Genomic DNA, 17,140 nt, shown 5'->3' with positions numbered 1-17,140 from the left:
GGGGGTCGGCGCTAGACTGCCTCCATGGCCGTCTACGTCGATCCTCCGCTTTGGCCTGCCCACGGAACCCGCTTTTCCCACCTCGTGTCGGACACGTCGCTTGAAGAGCTGCACGCCTTCGCCGCGGCCGCCGGCATTCCCGGGCGGGCGTTCGACGGCGACCACTATGACGTCGCTGAGGCCCGGTACGAGGCCCTGGTGGCGGCGGGCGCTGTCCCCGTGGAGGGCCGGGTCCTGGTCCGGAAGCTGATTGCCAGCGGGTTGCGGATTCCTGCCCGTCGGCGCGGAAAGTCCCTCCGGGTCCCGCTCCTGAACCGCTGGAACGAGGTACTGCCGGGCCACGACGCCCTGTTCCTGGACCTGTTGGACCGCTGGGGCGAGGAGCACCGGAAATACCACGGCCGCACCCACCTGCTGGCCGTGCTGGAGGCCCTGGACCTGCTCTGCGACCCGGCCGGTCCGCCACGGGCCGTGGTGCTGGCCGCGTGGTTCCACGACGCCGTGTACCGCGGCGTCGCGGGCCAGGATGAGGAAGAATCGGCGCGGCTGGCCGAAGACCGGCTCGGACACGCCGGCCTCCCTGCCGACGAAGTGGACGAGGTGGTGCGTCTGGTGCTGCTGACGGCGGACCACCGTCCGGAGTCGGGCGACGACGCCGGCGCCCTGCTTAGCGACGCCGATCTCTCCGTCCTCGGCGGGGAACCGGAGGCCTACGCCCGCTATCTGGCCGCCGTCAGGGAGGACTTCGCCCACATCGGCGACGCCGACTTCGCGGCAGGCCGCGCCGCCGTCGTCCGCCAGCTGCTGCAGCTTGATCCGCTGTTTCACACTGACCGCGGGCGCGGGCTGTGGCTGGAGGCTGCCCGCCGGAACCTGCAGGGCGAACTCGGGTGAACGGCGTACCCGCGGCGCCGTAGCAGCCGCCGCCAGCAGGGACGCGTGGCCGTGCTCAGCGGTGAGGCTTAGGCGGCCACGCTGAGGTGATTCGCCAGCCGGTCGAACGACTCCCGCCACCCTTCGCCGTGGCGGTCGCGGCTGGCCGCGGAGTCGAACGGGCCCTGGGTGAACGTCATTTGGGTGCCGCCGTCGATCTCGTCCAGCTGGATGGTTACCTCGGTTTCGAAGCCTCGGGTGCCGTCCGGCTTGTCCCAGGCATGGGTGAACACAAACAGCTGCGGCGGCTCGATATCCGTATGCACCCCGCTCCACCAGAATTCCTGCCCGGTACTGTCCTGGATCATGCAAGCGCGGTACAGGCCGCCGACTTCGAAGTCCGCGTCGATGCTCTCGCGCGGGACGTGGAAGCCGCGCGGGCCCCACCACTCCGGAGCCTGGTCCGGGTCCGTCAGCGCGGACCAGACGACCCGGATCGGTGCCCTGAACTCGCGGACAATCACCAGCATGAGGTCTGTGTCCCCGGACGCCAGTTCGCTCATGATCCTCTCCCTCGATTTCCGTGGATCCGGTGGCGGAAGTGCCCGCCAGGCTCCGCCGGCTGCGCCGCCGCCCTAGTAGCGGCGGTCGTGGCTGTAGGCCGTCACATAGGGCGTGTTGCTCGGGACGATCTGCTTGCCCAGGGGCATCAGCGAGACCGGGATGAGCTTGAGGTTGGCGATCGCCAGCGGAATGCCAATAATCGTGATGGCCATGGCGAAGGCCGTGACAACGTGCCCGATCGCGATCCAGATGCCCGCCACCAGCAGCCAGATGACATTGCCCAGCAGGGCAAACGCGCCGTGTCCGCCGGGCTTGTCCACCACCATGCGGCCGAACGGCCACAACGCATAGGACGCGATGCGGAACGAGGCGATGCCCCACGGAATGGTGACGACCAGCAGACAGCAAACGATTCCAGCAAAGAAGTATCCGAGGGCCAGCCACAGGCCGCCAAAGAGCAGCCAGATGATGTTCAGAAGTGTCTTCATGGTTCCATTCTCGCCCGTGGGAGTGGCATTCGGCCTGAGGGGTGGCCCGGAATAATCCCCGGCTTTCGGAGCTGACTCCCAGGTACCGCTTCCGGCCGACCGGTTATGAGGCGTCGGCCTGCTTGACCATGGCCGCTTCAACACTGATCTTGACCTTGTCGCTGACCAGCAGCCCACCGGCTTCCAGGGCGGCGTTCCAGGTCAGGCCAAATTCCTTGCGGCTGATGTCCGCCTCTGCGCTGAAGCCGGCCCGGGTGGCGCCGAACGGGTCCACCGCGACCCCGGTGAATTCAACTTCGAGCTCGACAGGTTTGGTGACATCGCGGATCGTGAGGTCGCCGGTCAGCACATAGTCCTCCCCGTCGCCCCGGATCCCGGTGGCCCGGAAGGTCATTTCGGGGTACTTCTCGACGTCGAAGAAGTCGGCGCCGCGGACATGGTTGTCGCGGTTGGCGTCCCCAGAATCGAAGCTCGCGGTCTTGACCGTGGCGTGCAGGCTCGCGTCGGCCAGGGAATCGCGCACCCGGGCCTCCGCGGAGGCCTCGTTGAAGCGGCCGCGGACCTTGCTGATGCCCGCATGGCGGACGCTAAAACCGACTTCGCTGTGGGACATGTCCAGTGTCCACACTCCGGGGGTCAAACCTTCGGGCAACGTCACAATGGTCTCCTTCGAGCGGGGGCGGGCTGTCCCGCCAGAGCGATCGGGGTATTCCCCCACCCTGCATGCTAACGAGGAACCCCATCCCGGGCTAGGGTCCCGCAGGCACTTGACGCCGTGCGTGCGGATTCCGGACTTCCGGCACCTGTGACGGCGCCTGATCGGACGACCGGGACGGCACGTGATTCCCCGGCCTGGGGCCAACGCGTTCTCTGGCCTTCACTCCACGGCCGGGTTACTCTGGCCTATAAACGCGGGGCAATCACCCAATTTCGCAGAACTATTCGCACAGTGCTGCCTAACACAGTCCTGATTAACCGAGTGATGTGAGGAATCGTGGCCAGGTCCCTGGGGAAACGTGGCAAGGCCGGTCTGGGCGCCTGCCTGCTGATCCTGAGCCTGCTGCTTTCCGCCTGCCAGCCCGGGCCGCCGGAACCCGCACCGCGCCCAAGCCCGGGCACGCCGTCGTCGGGTTCGGCACCGGCGCCGGGCACGCCGACGTCGGGCCCCGCGCCGTCGCCCGGCGAAGCCGTGCACTTCACCGCCCAAGGCGATATCGGCGTCAGTACAGGCGCCAAGAAAGTGCTCGACGTCGTTGCCGGCCTCCGCCCCCAGCTGAACCTCGCCCTCGGCGACTTCACGTACAAAGCCGGCATCGAACAGCAGTTCTGCGACATGGTCACCGCACGCCTCGGCGGGGACTTTCCGTACCAACTGGTGACAGGGAACCACGAGAGCGACGGCCACGAGGGCGACATCGAGAAATTTGTCCAGTGCCTGCCCAACAGGCTGCCTGGTCTCCAGGGCGAATACGGGACGCAATGGCGCGTCGATGTTCCCGAGCAGAATCCCGTGGTCCGCTTCATTATGGTCTCCCCCGGCATCGATTTCCGGGGCGGCGAGCCGCTGGACTACTCGAGGGACAGCGAACGCTGGCGCTGGACCGCCGACGCGATCGACGGGGCCAAATCGCAGAACATCCCGTGGACGGTGGTGGGCATGCACACCCCCTGTCTGAGCGTCGGCAACTATGGCTGCCAGGCGGGAAAGGACTTCACGAACATGCTAATCGACAAAAAAGTGGACCTCGTCCTGTCCGGCCACGACCACATCTATCAGCGGACCCACCAGCTGGCCACGGGCGGGGACTGCGCGGAACTCGTTCCCGCCAGCTTCACCTCCGGTTGCCTGGCCGATACCGGCAACTCCATGAACCAGGGCTCCGGAACCGTGTTCGCTACGGTCGGAGTCGGCGGCGTCGGACTCTACAACGTGAAATCCGATGACCCGGAAATGGGCTATTTCGCCAGCACGTCCGGAAAGAACCGGGATCCGGCCTTCGGGACACTCGATGTCACGGCGACGGCGGACCAACTGGCGGCCCGCTTCGTTCCGGCAGAGGGATACACCTTCACGGATTCCTTCACCCTCCGCCGCAGGTGAAGGCCCGGTGCCGGGCGCCCTTCGGGCTACGGCCGCTTCACGTCCCCTGCACGAGCCGGTAGAGCCGTGAGAATCAGGCCGGCACCCAGACGCTGATCCAGTCGAGGGACACGTGGCCCTGGGCCTCCGGGGCGGGGCAGCCGGTCAGACACGACTCGGTCTGCAGGATCAGGTGCATGGGTGTCGTCGGCGCCTTGGTGCTGACGCCCAAGGACCGTCCGTCCAGGAAGAACTCGATCCGACCGGGGCTCCATTCCATGGTGGCCACATGCCAGGATGTGACGGATTGGTCCGAATCCAGCTTCTCGAAGGCGTCCGCGCCGTTGCGGTCGTAATGTACGGCGCCGTAAATGATTTTGGCGAGGTCCCCTTCCGGGAAGTCGACTTCGCCGTCCCGAGGCCAGACGCCGCTGTCCGGCCACAGAAGCCAGGCGGTCTTGAAGCCCGGCAGCGCGTCAGCCCGGTAGCGGACCGAATACCGGCCGTAGAGGAGGCTGTTGTCCCGCGGCGGATTGGAGCTGGCGTTTGGGATCTTGGGCATCGGCGCCGCCCCCATCGTGATCCCGTTTTCCGTGTGGAGATACCAGTCCAGCGAGCCGTTGCGGACGCTGAGGACTTTCGACGGATAGTAGCCCGTTTTTCCAGGGTTCTTCTGCCCGGCAGTGTCCGGGGTCCCGTCCTTGTAGCCGGCGCTCCATCGTGCGCTGTAGAGGGGGCCGGGGAAGCCGCCCAGCGGGACGTCGCCGGCGGAGAAGTCCTCGACAAACACTTGCTTCCAGCCTGGCAGATTAGCCGTCATGGACACATCCGTGGTCCGGGCCGGGAGCGGTGCCTGGCTGGTTCCCGAGCGGGGAGCAGGCTCAGTCGCGGCGCCGCCTTCGGCAGACCCGGTCGGGACCGCCGGCTGGGAACCGGTGGACGGGGACCCGGTCGGCTGGGCGGCTGACGGAGCGGCCGGCGAGGGCGAAACAGACGTGAACAGCGGCCGCTCACCGCGGGGAGCGGCATCGGAGCCGCACCCGGCCAGCGCCAGGGCGGAGACAAGAACCATGGCGGGAAACAGCACAACCCGGGAAGTGAGGGGGCGACGGCGATTTATCGGCACGCGCCCCCTACGCACGTATGTCCGCATCCGGCCAGTGTGGCATGGAGGCATCGGTCCATCAACCGTTTCCCGACCATTTTAGTTGAATCATCAAGTTAATCCAAGGTTAATGCAAGGTGCCGTGACCAGACTTTAACCCTGGGGTAATTTACTAAGTTGTCGGCAACTGTAAGCGTCAGCGTTGGGTCTAGTTTTCGGTGAGAGCAGCCGGGAAGCGCTGCAGTTGAGGCGAGCAGAAACACGTCATTGAGTGGTGAGGCCAGTGTCCATCCCGAATCTCAAGCCGAACGCGCGCCCCCAAACGACGCCCCCTCCGGCAAATCCCTCCGTCAGTGTGGTCATTCCCACTCTGAACGAGGCAATGAACCTGCCGTGGGTGTTGCGGCGCATGCCCTCCTACGTGGATGAGGTGGTAATCGTTGACGGCCGTTCCCTGGACGCCACAGTCGAGGTCGCGCGGGCCTTGCGCCTGGACGTCGTGGTGGTGGCTGAACCCCGCCCGGGCAAAGGAAACGCGGTGCGGGCCGGCTTTGCCGCGGCTTCCGGCGACATCATCGTCATGCTTGACGGCGACGGCAGCATGGACCCCCAGGAGATCGGCTGGCTGGTGACTCCGCTCCAGCACGAATACGACTTCGTGAAAGGCTCACGCTATGTGACGGGCGGCGGCTCAGACGATCTCACGTGGCTGCGCAGCGGGGGAAACAAGATGCTCACCGGGCTGGCCAATGCCGTTCTCCACAGCGACTACTCGGACCTTTGCTACGGTTACATCGCCCTCCGCCGCGAATGCGTTGACATTCTGGAGCTAAAGTCGGATGGCTTCGAGATTGAAACGGAACTGATTGTGCGGGCCTCACGGGCAGGCCTGCGCATTGCCGAGGTTCCCAGCCATGAACTCTCCCGCATCTCCGGGCAGTCGAACCTGCACACCTTCCGGGACGGCTGGCGGGTTCTGCGCACCCTTGCCCGCGAGCGCGTGAGCTGGGAGGCTCCAACCGCCGGAGCCCGCCCCGAGGCCCTGCGAAGAGTCAAGTACAAGTACCCCAGCGTGGTGTTCCCACACGTCCCCACCGATCCCAGCAGCGTTCTGGGCATAAGGGCAGGTGAATAAGATGTCCGAGCATTCAGTCTTGCCGGCAGTATCTGTGGTGATTTGTTCCTATTCGGAGGACCGGTGGGACATGCTGATGGGCGCCCTGGACTCGGTGCGCACCCAGACCGTCCCGCCCAAGCAGACGATCGTCGTCGTCGATTACAACGTGGACCTCTACAAGCGGCTGATCTTTACCGTCCCGGATGCAGTAATTGTCGAGAATAGCGGCCCCAAGGGCCTCTCCGGCGCCCGAAACACCGGAACCTCCGTTGCCAAGGCAGAGATCGTGGCGTTCCTCGACGACGACGCCGAGGCCGCGCCGGATTGGATCGAGCGGCTCGTCGCCCTCTACGACGACCCTGACGTCCTGGCCGTGGGCGGCCGGGTGGAACCGCTCTGGGAAGCAGGACGGCCGGGCCACTTCGCCAACGAGCTCGACTGGATTGTCGGGTGCACGTACCGGGGAATGCCTAAAGTCGCCGCCGAGGTCCGCAACGTCATTGGCGCGAACATGTCCTTCCGAGCCGATGTCCTGGGCCGCGTCGGAGGATTCAACACAGCCCTGGGACGCCAGGACGCCACCCCGCTGGGCTGCGAAGAGACCGAGCTATGCATCCGCGCCGTAATCGGCGCTCCCGGCTCCCGGGTGGTCTATGAACCCGCGGCCCTCGTGCATCACCACGTCCCTGCCACGCGCGGCACGCTGCGCTACATGCTGGCACGCTCCTGGTCCGAAGGGATCTCCAAAGCGCAGGTCAGCAGGGTGGTCGGCCACAAGCGGGCACTAGGCCCCGAACGGCGCTACGTGCGGCAGGTCCTGCCCCGGGCGGTGTTTGCCGGAATCCGCAGCTGGCTGCGCGGCGAAGACCCGGCCGGACTCGGCAGGGCGGCCGTCATCATCGCCGTCCTCGCGGCCACCGCGACCGGCTATGTACGCGGCCGCCGCCTGCCTGCCGCAACCGTCCCGCTGAAACCGGCCCCGGTGTCGGCGGAAGATGCCTGGAGGGAAGTCCAGTGAACCGAGCAGATGACGCATCCGTCCCCGTACACCGCCCGGTGCATCATCTGCACCCTGAACCACCTGACCGCAGGACCCCGACCCCAGAAAGCTTGGATCATGAGCCAGTCTGAACGCGACGTGAAACAGCCGATTAGTGCTTCTGCAGGAGTCTCCTTCGACGTCCACGGGATCGTAGGCATAGATGTGGAGGCCGGGACGCCGGGTGAACCGCAACTGCGGGATATGTTCGCCCCGTTCCTGGGGGACTCCACTGCGCCACGGCGGATAACCGTCGGCGGACAGATATCGCCGATTTCCAGCCAGTCGCACGCGGAGGATGCTTACCGTTTCACCGGAGACTCCCTCTACATCCCAGCAGACCACGTCCAGATCATCGAGACGAAAGACGGTTACCGGGTCGAAGGCGCCGGTGAACTCCTGACCTCTGTTATCCCGCTGCTGGACCGTCTGTGCGTTCAGGAGGAGACGGCGATGATCCACGCCGCGGTGGTGGACTTCCGCGGTTCCGGGGTCCTCCTCCCGGCCTGGGGCGGGGTCGGAAAGACCAGCACGGTGGCGAAGCTGGTCGCCATGCCCGATGTGCGGTTCATGGCCGACGACTGGGCCTTCATGGGCGCCGGCGGAATGCTCATGGGCTACGCCAAACCGATGTTCATCAAACCCCACCACCGTGCCATCTACCCGGACATGTTCCGGGGGACCCGCAAGCCCCTGGCCCCCGGATGGATGACAAAACCCGTGGCCCACCTGGCCACGGCAGTCCACCCGGTCATTGTCCGCTATCCAAGAACGGCCGCCTTCACGCGGCGATGGTCCCCCGAACACCGCATGGTACAGCCGGAGCACGTCTTCGGAGCGCAGCGGATCTCCTCCGCGGCGCCGACCCAGCTCGCCATCTTCCTTGAACGCTTTGACGGCGCGGACGCACGGCTGGAAGCACGAAGTGCCGAGTGGATGACGTCCCGGGTCGTCGGCAACTTCCATTCGGAACTGCCCATGGTGTCGCGGCGGCTCGTCGAGGCCCTCGGTGCCACCAGCCTCGTCCCGCTGGAGGATCATTTCGGCCAAAAAGCGGCCGTGGTGCGACGGGCTCTGGAGGACGTTCCTTGCTGGCTTCTGCGGCTGCCCGCAGCCTGGTCCGCGGACCAGGCCTCTGACTACATCGCGAACCTGGTCCGCTCAAAACTGGATGAGTGAGGCGAGCCCACGTGAGCGATCTGAAGGTGTCGGTCGTGGTTCCGGCGCGCAATGCCGCAGCCTGGCTGCGCGAGTGCCTCGAGTCAATCCGCAGCCAACATCCGCACGAGATGATCGTCGTCGACGGCTGTTCGACGGATGACACCGCCGCAATCGCCCGCGAGTGCGGGGCAACCGTCATCTCCGACGAAGGTCGCGGGCTGCCGGCCGCCCGCATGCTCGGCGCCCGAACCGCCACTGGTGAGGTAGTCGCGCTGATCGACGCCGACGTCGTCCTTCCGCCGGACAGCCTGCGCCGGCTGCTGGACGAATTCGAGTCCGGCGGCTACGACGGACTGCAGTTCGGTCTGGCCAGCGAAGCCGACGGCCCCGGGTACTGGGGCGCGGCGCTGGCCTGGCACCACAACCACAGCCGGGTGCGCAGCTGGTTCGGCGTGAGTGCCACACTGATGCGCCGCGACGTGCTGCTTTCGGTCGGGTTCGACGACGACTTCCGCTCCGGGGAAGATGTGGAGCTCAGGATCCGCCTGGAACAGGCAGGGTACCGGCTTGGCGTCTCCGATTCCGTGGTGGTCAGGCACCGGTTCGACGACACGTTTGACTACGCCCGCGACCAGTGGCTCCAGGACGGGGCCGGAATGGCCCGAACCGTCCGAAAGCATCCGGGCCGTGCCGGCTGGATGGCGATACTGCCCCTGCTGGCCACAGTGCGGGGCGTGGGCCTGTCCCTCTTCAAGGCTCCCCGCTTCCTGCCGTACTGGATGGGATTCTTCCTCTACAACTACCGCGCCATGTTCGGCGAGATTCTGCGCCCTGCCCATAAGCCCATTTCGGTTGGAGGGAACGCGGCCTGGCTGGCCGCCGCGCGGATCGCGCCAATGATCACGGGTTTTTTATTCTGGGCGCTGGCGGCCCTCGTCCTGCCCGCAGAGCAAATAGGCCTCGGATCCGCGGTGGTGTCTGCGGCGCTCCTGACCGTTCAGCTGGGGATGCTCGGCGTCGGCCCCGCCACGCTGACACTGCTTCCGACGGAAACTGACGGCGGCCGACGCCTCGTCGCCACCAGCCTGCTCACCGTCGCTACGTCTTCCCTGTTTGGCGCGGGCCTGCTGGTCGTCATCACGCGGTGGCTCGGCACAGGCGTGGGCGAGGCGTGGAACGATCCCCTGGTCACGGTCCTGTTCCTGGCCACGGCGCTCCTGGCCGCCAGCGCGTACCAGCTGGATCATGTGGGCGTGGCCCAGCAACGCGCCGACCGCACCCTGGTCCGGAGCCTGGTGCAGAGCCTTGTGCAGCTTGCCTTCCTGGCCGCCGGGTTCGCCGTCGGAATCCGGGACCTGTCCGTCGTTGTCGGCGCCGTTGCGGCCGGTGCGCTGGCCAGCGTCCTCGTGGGGTTTCGCCAGCTTGCCCGGGCCAAGGTATCCCCGGACTGGAAGGGTGGCCTCCGGCCCGGCCCGGCCCTGAAACTCCTGAAACCGGGACTTCCCAACCACGCCCTCATGCTCGCCGACCGCGCACCGGGCTACCTGCTTCCGCTCATCGTCGCGTCCACCCTGGGTCCCTCCTCCACTGCCGCCTGGTACATCGTGTGGATGATGGCCTCCGCCGTGTTCTTCGTCCCACAGTCAGCCGGCTTCACCCTGCAGACGGCCCTCGCGGGAACGCGGGCGCGGCCGGGCCTCGTCGCCTCAGCGCTCCGGGCCAGCCTGGTCCTGACTCTCGTGGCCGGCCTGATCCTGGTGGTTGCCGGGCCCCTGCTACTGGGCTTCCTCGGGCCGCAGTATGCGTCCGCGTGGGTCCTTCTTCCCGTACTCGTTCCGGCACTCCTCCTGAGCTGCGTTACGCAGGTCTACTACGGGCTGTGCCGGGCCCAAGGGCGACTCTTCGAAGCCACAGTGGTCGCCACTCTGGCCGCCGTCCTGGTCGTGGCCCCCGCCGCGGCCGTCGCCGTCAACTACGGCCTCACCGGCGTCTCCGTGCTCTGGGCCGTCGCCCAAGCGACAGCGTCAGTGATCGCTGCTCGGCGTCTGGTCACCCTGACCCGAGTGAAGCCCGCCGCCACCGCAGGCGAAATTCCTTCAGCGGCGCGGCACCAGCCGACCTGAATCGAGAAATCATGACACACGAAATGGCAGCAAGCCCCCCTGTGCGCACCCCCCACCGGCATGACGCGCAGCTCCGGGACGGCGGTGCCAAACCGCCCACCCACCGTAACCTCGGCCTGACTCCTGCGTGGCATGTCGGCGCCCTGGCTGCGGTGGCCGCGGCCGCCCTCGTCCTGGGCGTCTGGAGCATGGCGCAGGTCGACCCCCTGAGAATCGACGGGGCCGGACTCATCGACGTCCTCCCGCCGGCCTATTTCGTCGCACTCGCACTCAGCCTGGTCGGATTCGTCGCCTCGCTGAGCCTGCGCCGGCTCGTTCCTGCGCTCTTGACCTGGCAACTGCTGGTCACGGCGGTTGTCCTGAATGGTGCCGATCCCGTCATCCACGGCTTGCCCCGGCTCGAGGCGAGCTTCCGCCATCTGGGCATTGCCGACAACATTGCCCAAACGGGTCAGCTGGATCCCGGGCTGGACGCGTACTTCAACTGGCCCGGATTCTTCAACCTGCTGGGAATGCTCTCCGGAGCGTCGGGAGCCAAAGACCTTATGGGTATCGCAACGTGGGCGCCCGTGGGGATCAACATCCTTATGCTGGCACCGTTGCTGGCCCTGGCCCGGCGGTTGACGGCAAATCCTCGCCAGGCCTGGGCGGCCGTCTGGATCTTCTACCTGGCCAGCTGGATCGGACAAGACTATTTGTCCCCGCAGGCCTATTCGTTCTTCCTACTGCTCACCCTGGTTGCCTGCCTGCTGAGCGTCTTTGGCGGGTGGGCGTGGCCCACGGAACGCACCCGGTTCTCGCGATGGCTTTCCCGGAATGTCAGCAAGCTGGACGGCGCGGTCCCCCGGCAGGGCGTCATGGAACCGCCCCGGACGGATGCGGCCGTGCTCGTCGTGGTCTGCGGGCTGATGCTGCTCGCCATGACGGCTTCACATCAGCTCACCCCCTATGCCGTGATCCCCATCCTGGCCGCAATGCTGCTGACCGGCCGTCTCCGGTTGCGCTTCCTGCCGGTTCTTGCCGTGATCCTGCCCGTGGGCTGGCTGCTCTTTGCGGCGTCAGCCTTCCTGCAGGGGCACTTCGGCCAACTGTTCGGCTCGCTCGGTGACATCGGTGCGAACAGCTTCGGTGCGCTGAGTACCCGGGTCTCAGGCAGTGATGCCCACGTGTTCGTCGTGTATACGCGCATGGCCGAGGTCGCGCTGGTCTGGATTCTCGCCGCTGTCGGCGCCTTTGTGGGCTACCGGCGGAAGGCGCCGTGGCTGACGGCCGCGGCCGGGGCCCTTGCTCCGTTGGTGTTGATTCCTCTCCAGCCTTATGGCGGTGAATTGCTACTGCGCCTGTATCTGTTCAGCCTGCCGTTTGCTGTGTGTCTGGTGGTGCTGCCGCTGATGTCGGACAAGTCCGCCGGGCTGGGCATGCGGCGGGCCATCGGGCTGCTGCTGATGGGCGCGGTGCTGGCGACGGCCACGGTCGTTTCCCGATACGGAAATGACAGCATGGAGAGCTTCAATAACGATGAAATCGCTGTAGTGAACCGTCTCTATTCGATGGCGCCCACCGGCTCCATCCTCATCGAGGCAGTTCGCAACACCCCGTGGAGATTCCAGCACTACGCGGATTATGACTACCGGTCGCTCGTTGCTGCCGAGCCCGTTCCCAACGCGGCGCCGCTCACCTGCGACGCGGCCAACAAGATCGCCCACAAAGCCGGCGCGTACCTCATCGTGACCGAAAGCCAGCAGGCGGCAGCCGATCTTCGCGGCTCGACTCCCGCGGGCGACCTCCAACGTTTTATCGCGACCTGCGCCACCAGTCCCGGCTGGACGAAGGTATATGAAAACGCCGGCGGCGTGATTTTTCACATCCAAGGAGTTAGCAATGGCAAGTGAACGCAGCTACGTGAGCTATGCGACGGCAGCCGTCGCCGTGGCCGCCATACCGCTCTCGTTCGTCGGCCCCGAGGGCCTGCGCCTGGCGGTCATAGGCCTGTTGATGCTGGCCGGTCCCGGGACAGCGCTGGTGCTGCTGCTCCGCCTCGACCCCCCGCGCTCAGCCCAGGCGACTGGCGCTCTCCCCCTCAGCATCGCCATCGCAATCGCCTTCAGCCTCACGATGTCAACCCTCGTGGCGACGGCGATGATCTATGCACGGCTCTGGTCACCTCCGGCAGGAGTATGCATTCTGTCGATCCTGACCCTCGCCTTCCTTGGCATTGAGCTCAAGCGGCCAAAGCGCGTCCTGGTGCGTGCGAAATGATCATCGTCGTGATCGGACTCGCCACAGTTGCCGCACTCGTGAGCTGCGATGTGCTGCGTGTATTGAAGCCGGACCAGGCGCTGCCGCGGGCAGTAAAGATAATCACCGCGGCCTTGCTGGCCGTAGTCGGCATCTCGGCCGTAGTGGAGCTGGTTCAGTTGGCGCAGCTGGCCTGAACGAGGCCAGCCCGCCCGGCGCATCGGCATAAGCCCACCCAAACAAGTCGAACCACGCACGGAAAGTAGTCTCAATGAGAAAACTCAAAGCACTCAGCACGGTGGGGACGCTCGGATTGCTCGTAGCCGGTTCCCTTGTTTTCGGTTCCGCCCAGGCGGCTACCGCCGCAACCTGTAGTCCCGCCCCGACAAACTCGTACCCGGGCACCCTCGTACTCGCCACAAGTTTCGAGGCGGGCGGCTGGTGCGGCCTCGTCCCCCAAGTATCCGGAACGGGTACGGCAACTATTTCCACCTCGACGAAGCATACCGGGACGAAATCAGCCAAGCTGCACGTGACCACGGACTCCGGTTCGCTGGCAAATCTCTCCGCCCCGGCGTTTCCCTCGGGAACGAAGACCGCCTACGCCGACGGCTGGTTCAACATCACTGTTGCCGGCGTCTCCGGCAACGACGTTCCGTACTTCCGGTACTTCTCCGGCTCCACCAGGGTTGCCGACATCTACCGGTACAACAGCAACGGGCAGCTGTGGCTGCGCGTAACAGCACCGGACGGCACTTTTGTCTACACGAAGCTGATCTCCGGAAGCATCTCCCTGAGCGCCTGGCACCACGTCAGCATGCGGGTGACAGCCAATGGCAGCACGTCAACAATCCAGGTGTGGTTCGACGGCGTACAGAAGTACAGCAGCACCAGCGTCAAAATGCTGGGCAGCAGCTTGAGCAAGGTTCAGCTCGGCGCCGAGCATTACCGGCAGAAGGGCGACGAATACATCGACGACGTCATCATCAAACGCTCGTAGAAACTGGCCCGACGCGGACAAGCGCGGGCGGCGGGAGCATCGCTTGATGCCATTCCGCCAGGAGAGTGGCAGACAGGGAACCCTCCCCGGCTGCCACTCTCCCGCATGTGCGCCGTGGTGTGTGCCTTGTGTGGTGTGCGCCCTGTGTTGTGTGCGCCCAATGCTGCGTGTGCGATACGGGGCAGGCCGGCCCTATTCCGCGGACTTGGCGGCCCGCACGAAGTCCCTGATCTTGGCCAGATCCTTGACGCCACGGGCGCACTCGACACCGGAGGAGACGTCGACGCCCCAGGCGCCGGCCTCCGCCGCCGCCCGGGCCACGTTGGCGGGGTCGAGGCCGCCGGCAAGGAGCCATGTCCGCCCGCCAAGAGCCTTCGCCCGCACGGAGCCGTAGTCCCAGGCCTCGCCGGAGCCGGGGACGGCGGCGTCGATCAGGAGCAGCTCCTCGCCCCAGTTGTCGAAGGCTTCCGGGGCGGCACCCATGGTGACGGCCCGGATCAGCTTCATCCCGGCGTCGTGCACCGTCCGGACGTCCGCGGGTGAGCGGTCGCCGTGGAGCTGGACCCAGGCCAGGCCCGCCTCTCGGGCCGCGGCGACGGCGTCGGCCGCCGGTTCGTGACGGAACACTCCCACGGCCGGCAGCCCGGGCGGGACATGGGTGAGCAGGCCCCTGACTTGATCCGGGGTGACCTCCCGGGGGCTGCGGGTCAGGACGAAGCCGACCGCGTCCGCGCCGGCCTCGGCAGCGGCGCGGACCGACTCCGGGGTGCTGAGACCGCACACTTTGACAAACATTCGGGCTCCTTCTGCACGCTTCCTGCCTCTGACGGTAGCAAGACCGGACAGCCAGCGCCGACTTTGCGTCAGCGCCTGCAGCCGGGCGGGCCGGCGCGGGCCGATAGGCTGAAGCCATGGAGATCATCCGCTATGCCGAGCTCAAAGCCCACCCCTGGCGCAACGGCGGCGGGGTGACCCGCGAACTGGCACGCCATCCCCGGACCGCGGCCGCGCAAACCGCCCCGCAAAACACAGCGGATGACAGCGGGTGGGACTGGCGGGTCAGCATTGCCGAGGTCTCCAAAGCCGGGGAATTCTCGGCCTTCGCCGGGATGGACCGCGTGCTGACCGTCATTGACGGCGAATTGTTGCTCCTGAGCGTGGACGGTGCCGAGCATCCACTCGAGAAGTACCGCCCGTTCCGGTTCTCCGGCGACGCGGATTCTGCCGGGGCACTGCCCACCGGCGACATCCGGGACTTGAACGTCATCACCCGCAACGGCGCTTTCAAGGGCTACACCTCCATCATCGAGCTGTCCAAGAAGCGCGCCCATCCGGTGTTCGCTGGCCAGTTCGGCATCCTCCTGCAGGGCCAGGCGACCGTCAGCCCCGGGACCGGGACGGAGACGGGGCCCGTCGAGCTGAACCGCTATGACGCCGTCGTCGGCTCCGACACCGCGACGCCGGAAATCCTGGGCCGCGGATTCCTGGCGGTCGTCTCCATCGACCCGGCTGCCTAACGAGGAAGGGACAAGCCTTAGTCCGCTTTCACGCGGGCTCCGCTGACGCCTACAGAGTCCCCCGAGAGCCGCTGCGCGAGCCAGATGGGAACGATCGAGACCACGATCAGCACGACGGCCACGACGTTGACGACGGGCGCCTGATTCGGACGGAAGAGGTTCTGCAGGATCCAGATCGGCAGCGTGGTCTCGCCGGCCCCGATCGTGAACGTGGTGACGATGATCTCGTCGAAGCTCAGTGCGAAGGCCAGCAGGCCACCGGCCAGCAGGGCCGAGCGCAATTGGGGGAATGTCACCAGGCCGAAGGTGGTGAAGACGCCGGCGCCAAGGTCGGCGGAGGCTTCCTCCAGGCCGGCGCTCGTTCGCCGGAGCCGGGCAATGACGTTGTTGAACACGGTCACCATGCAGAACGTGGCGTGGGCGATCACCACCGTCCATAGGCTCAACGGCACGCCCAGGATGGTGGTGAACATGTTGTTCAAGGCAATGCCCGTGACCACACCGGGCAGCGCGATCGGCAGGATCACCAGGAGGCTGATGACGTCGCGGCCGAAGAATTTGTAACGCTGCAATGACATCGCCAGCAGAGTCCCCAGCACCAGCGAGATGATGGTTGCGACCACCGCCACCCACAGGGAGGACACGACGGCATCCCTGACGCCGGGCGAGTCAAAAGCCTTGCCCCACCACTCCAGGGTGAAGCCCTTCGGCGGCCAGCCGAACGTCCGGTCCGCGTTGAACGAGTTCACCACCACCAGCATCAGTGGGGTGTAGATGAACAACAGCACCAGCCCGGAAACGATGCCCAGGACCACCTTGGCGCTACGGGAAAGTCTCATGATGCTCCTCGCGCTACAGGTTGTTTAGGGCGCCGGTGCGGCGGACGATGAAGAGGTAGAACATGATGATGGCGATCGGAACCAGCGACACCGCGGCCGCAAACGGGAGGTTGTTCGCGGCGCCGACGTTCGCGTACACCACGGTGCCGAGCATCTGGGTGGTTCCTCCGACGATCTGCGCGGTGATGTAATCCCCAAGCGACAGGGAAAACGTGAAGATCGTGCCGGCGATGATGGAGGGGACCAGCAGCGGAAGCATCACAAGTCGCATGGTGGTCAGCGGCTTCGCGCCCAGGTCTCCGGAGGCTTCCAGCAGGGAGTCGGGCACCCGGTCAAAGCCCGCGTAGATCGGCAGGATCATGTACGGCAGCCAGATGTAGGACAGGGTCAGGATGACGGCGGTCTCGCCGTACCCCGGAGACGACAGGCCGATCGGAGCCCCCAGCCATTCCAGCAGGCCGCCCTCGGCCAGGACATTCCGCCAGGCGTAGGCCTTGACGAGGTAGCTGGCCCACAAGGGCATCAGCACGGCCACCACAAGCAGCTTCTCCCAGCGGGCGCTGGCCACCTTGGCGATGAAGAACGCGATGGGCAACGCAAGGAACATATCGATCACGGTGACCGCCACGGCGATCCACAAGGTCCGCAGGGTGATCCGCTGATACACCGGATCGGTCAGGACCGTGACGATGTTCTCGGTGGTCCAGACCGTGGACACCTCTCCGGTAAAGGTGTCCACCGTCCAGAACGCGGTGATCAGCAGCGCCGCCAGGGCGGCAATGTAGACCAGCACCAGCCACCCTGCCGGGGCCGTGAGCAGCGCGGCCAGCCTCAGCCGGGGCGAACGGTGAAGCAACGCCGAGAACGCGTGGGCCCTCGCCCGCGGTACAGCCCCGGCGTCACGGGGTGCGCCGGGCGGACGCTGTTGCATCTGTTGTGCCATCTCGCCATAATTTCTGCCGGCCGTCGGGGCCTGCTGTTCTTTCCGGATGCGGT

The 17,140-nt window shown here is 66.2% G+C and carries 18 protein-coding genes; 11 read left to right on the top strand and 7 right to left on the bottom strand.

Going from position 1 to position 17,140, the window contains the following annotated elements; translation table 11 throughout:
• Nucleotides 1–24 precede the first annotated feature (24 nt).
• Entirely contained in the window at nt 25–894 is an 870-nt protein-coding gene (locus BLR03_RS11885; RefSeq protein WP_091252780.1) for a DUF4031 domain-containing protein, read from the top strand.
• A gap of 68 nt (nt 895–962) precedes the next feature.
• On the opposite strand, the gene BLR03_RS11880 is transcribed toward BLR03_RS11885, so the two are convergent.
• From BLR03_RS11880 to BLR03_RS11870, 3 genes are all read right to left on the bottom strand, one after another.
• The gene (locus BLR03_RS11880) at nt 963–1,436 is read right to left on the bottom strand and encodes an SRPBCC family protein (RefSeq protein ID WP_091252778.1); all 474 of its coding nucleotides are present in this window, start codon (nt 1,434–1,436) and stop codon (nt 963–965) included.
• A gap of 72 nt (nt 1,437–1,508) precedes the next feature.
• Nucleotides 1,509–1,925 (bottom strand): YccF domain-containing protein, encoded by a 417-nt coding sequence (locus BLR03_RS11875; RefSeq protein WP_091252775.1) that lies wholly within the window; start codon nt 1,923–1,925, stop codon nt 1,509–1,511.
• A 103-nt stretch (nt 1,926–2,028) separates the two neighbouring features.
• On the bottom strand, nt 2,029–2,583 hold the full coding sequence (locus tag BLR03_RS11870) for a YceI family protein (protein ID WP_091252773.1): 555 nt from the start codon (nt 2,581–2,583) through the stop codon (nt 2,029–2,031).
• A 336-nt stretch (nt 2,584–2,919) separates the two neighbouring features.
• On the opposite strand from BLR03_RS11870, the gene BLR03_RS11865 reads away from it, so the two are divergent.
• Entirely contained in the window at nt 2,920–4,026 is a 1,107-nt protein-coding gene (locus BLR03_RS11865; protein WP_254788432.1) for a metallophosphoesterase, read from the top strand.
• A 73-nt stretch (nt 4,027–4,099) separates the two neighbouring features.
• Here BLR03_RS11865 and BLR03_RS11860 read toward each other — a convergent pair whose 3' ends face one another.
• Nucleotides 4,100–5,077, bottom strand: coding sequence for a glycoside hydrolase family 16 protein (locus BLR03_RS11860; protein ID WP_091252864.1), 978 nt, complete (start codon nt 5,075–5,077; stop codon nt 4,100–4,102).
• A gap of 388 nt (nt 5,078–5,465) precedes the next feature.
• Here BLR03_RS11860 and BLR03_RS11855 point away from each other — a divergent pair, with 388 nt between their 5' ends.
• The 8 genes from BLR03_RS11855 to BLR03_RS11820 all read left to right on the top strand — a co-directional run bounded on the left by BLR03_RS11855 (nt 5,466) and on the right by BLR03_RS11820 (nt 13,788).
• Nucleotides 5,466–6,245, top strand: a complete 780-nt coding sequence (locus BLR03_RS11855; protein ID WP_254788430.1) for a glycosyltransferase family 2 protein — start codon at nt 5,466–5,468, stop codon at nt 6,243–6,245.
• A 1-nt stretch (nt 6,246) separates the two neighbouring features.
• The gene (locus BLR03_RS11850) at nt 6,247–7,245 is read left to right on the top strand and encodes a glycosyltransferase family 2 protein (RefSeq protein ID WP_091252771.1); all 999 of its coding nucleotides are present in this window, start codon (nt 6,247–6,249) and stop codon (nt 7,243–7,245) included.
• A gap of 99 nt (nt 7,246–7,344) precedes the next feature.
• On the top strand, nt 7,345–8,445 hold the full coding sequence (locus tag BLR03_RS11845) for a hypothetical protein (protein WP_091252861.1): 1,101 nt from the start codon (nt 7,345–7,347) through the stop codon (nt 8,443–8,445).
• Between the two features lie 11 nt (nt 8,446–8,456).
• Nucleotides 8,457–10,550: a glycosyltransferase gene (locus BLR03_RS11840; RefSeq protein WP_091252769.1), complete on the top strand. Its 2,094-nt coding sequence runs from the start codon at nt 8,457–8,459 to the stop codon at nt 10,548–10,550.
• A 23-nt stretch (nt 10,551–10,573) separates the two neighbouring features.
• Entirely contained in the window at nt 10,574–12,442 is a 1,869-nt protein-coding gene (locus BLR03_RS11835) for a hypothetical protein (RefSeq protein ID WP_254788428.1), read from the top strand.
• The gene (locus BLR03_RS11830) at nt 12,432–12,809 is read left to right on the top strand and encodes a hypothetical protein (protein WP_091252768.1); all 378 of its coding nucleotides are present in this window, start codon (nt 12,432–12,434) and stop codon (nt 12,807–12,809) included. The genes BLR03_RS11835 and BLR03_RS11830 overlap by 11 nt, the downstream gene beginning before the upstream one ends.
• On the top strand, nt 12,806–12,985 hold the full coding sequence (locus BLR03_RS11825; protein ID WP_091252766.1) for a hypothetical protein: 180 nt from the start codon (nt 12,806–12,808) through the stop codon (nt 12,983–12,985). The genes BLR03_RS11830 and BLR03_RS11825 overlap by 4 nt, the downstream gene beginning before the upstream one ends.
• Nucleotides 12,986–13,059: 74 nt before the next feature.
• On the top strand, nt 13,060–13,788 hold the full coding sequence (locus tag BLR03_RS11820; protein WP_254788426.1) for a LamG domain-containing protein: 729 nt from the start codon (nt 13,060–13,062) through the stop codon (nt 13,786–13,788).
• 192 nt (nt 13,789–13,980) lie between these two features.
• On the opposite strand, the gene BLR03_RS11815 is transcribed toward BLR03_RS11820, so the two are convergent.
• The gene (locus BLR03_RS11815) at nt 13,981–14,583 is read right to left on the bottom strand and encodes a phosphoribosylanthranilate isomerase (protein WP_091252764.1); all 603 of its coding nucleotides are present in this window, start codon (nt 14,581–14,583) and stop codon (nt 13,981–13,983) included.
• Between the two features lie 116 nt (nt 14,584–14,699).
• Here BLR03_RS11815 and BLR03_RS11810 point away from each other — a divergent pair, with 116 nt between their 5' ends.
• Nucleotides 14,700–15,305 (top strand): HutD/Ves family protein, encoded by a 606-nt coding sequence (locus BLR03_RS11810; protein WP_091252762.1) that lies wholly within the window; start codon nt 14,700–14,702, stop codon nt 15,303–15,305.
• Nucleotides 15,306–15,322: 17 nt separating this feature from the next.
• Here the strand turns inward: BLR03_RS11810 and BLR03_RS11805 are convergent, their stop codons facing one another.
• Nucleotides 15,323–16,144, bottom strand: a complete 822-nt coding sequence (locus BLR03_RS11805; RefSeq protein WP_091252760.1) for an ABC transporter permease — start codon at nt 16,142–16,144, stop codon at nt 15,323–15,325.
• A 13-nt stretch (nt 16,145–16,157) separates the two neighbouring features.
• On the bottom strand, nt 16,158–17,087 hold the full coding sequence (locus BLR03_RS11800; protein WP_175460514.1) for an ABC transporter permease: 930 nt from the start codon (nt 17,085–17,087) through the stop codon (nt 16,158–16,160).
• Nucleotides 17,088–17,140 lie beyond the last annotated feature (53 nt).

Source organism: Arthrobacter sp. ok909, assembly GCF_900104405.1.
Lineage (GTDB): Bacteria > Actinomycetota > Actinomycetes > Actinomycetales > Micrococcaceae > Arthrobacter > Arthrobacter humicola.
The sequence above is the reverse complement of the archived record's forward strand: the minus strand, read 5'-3'. Positions and strand labels throughout refer to the sequence as shown.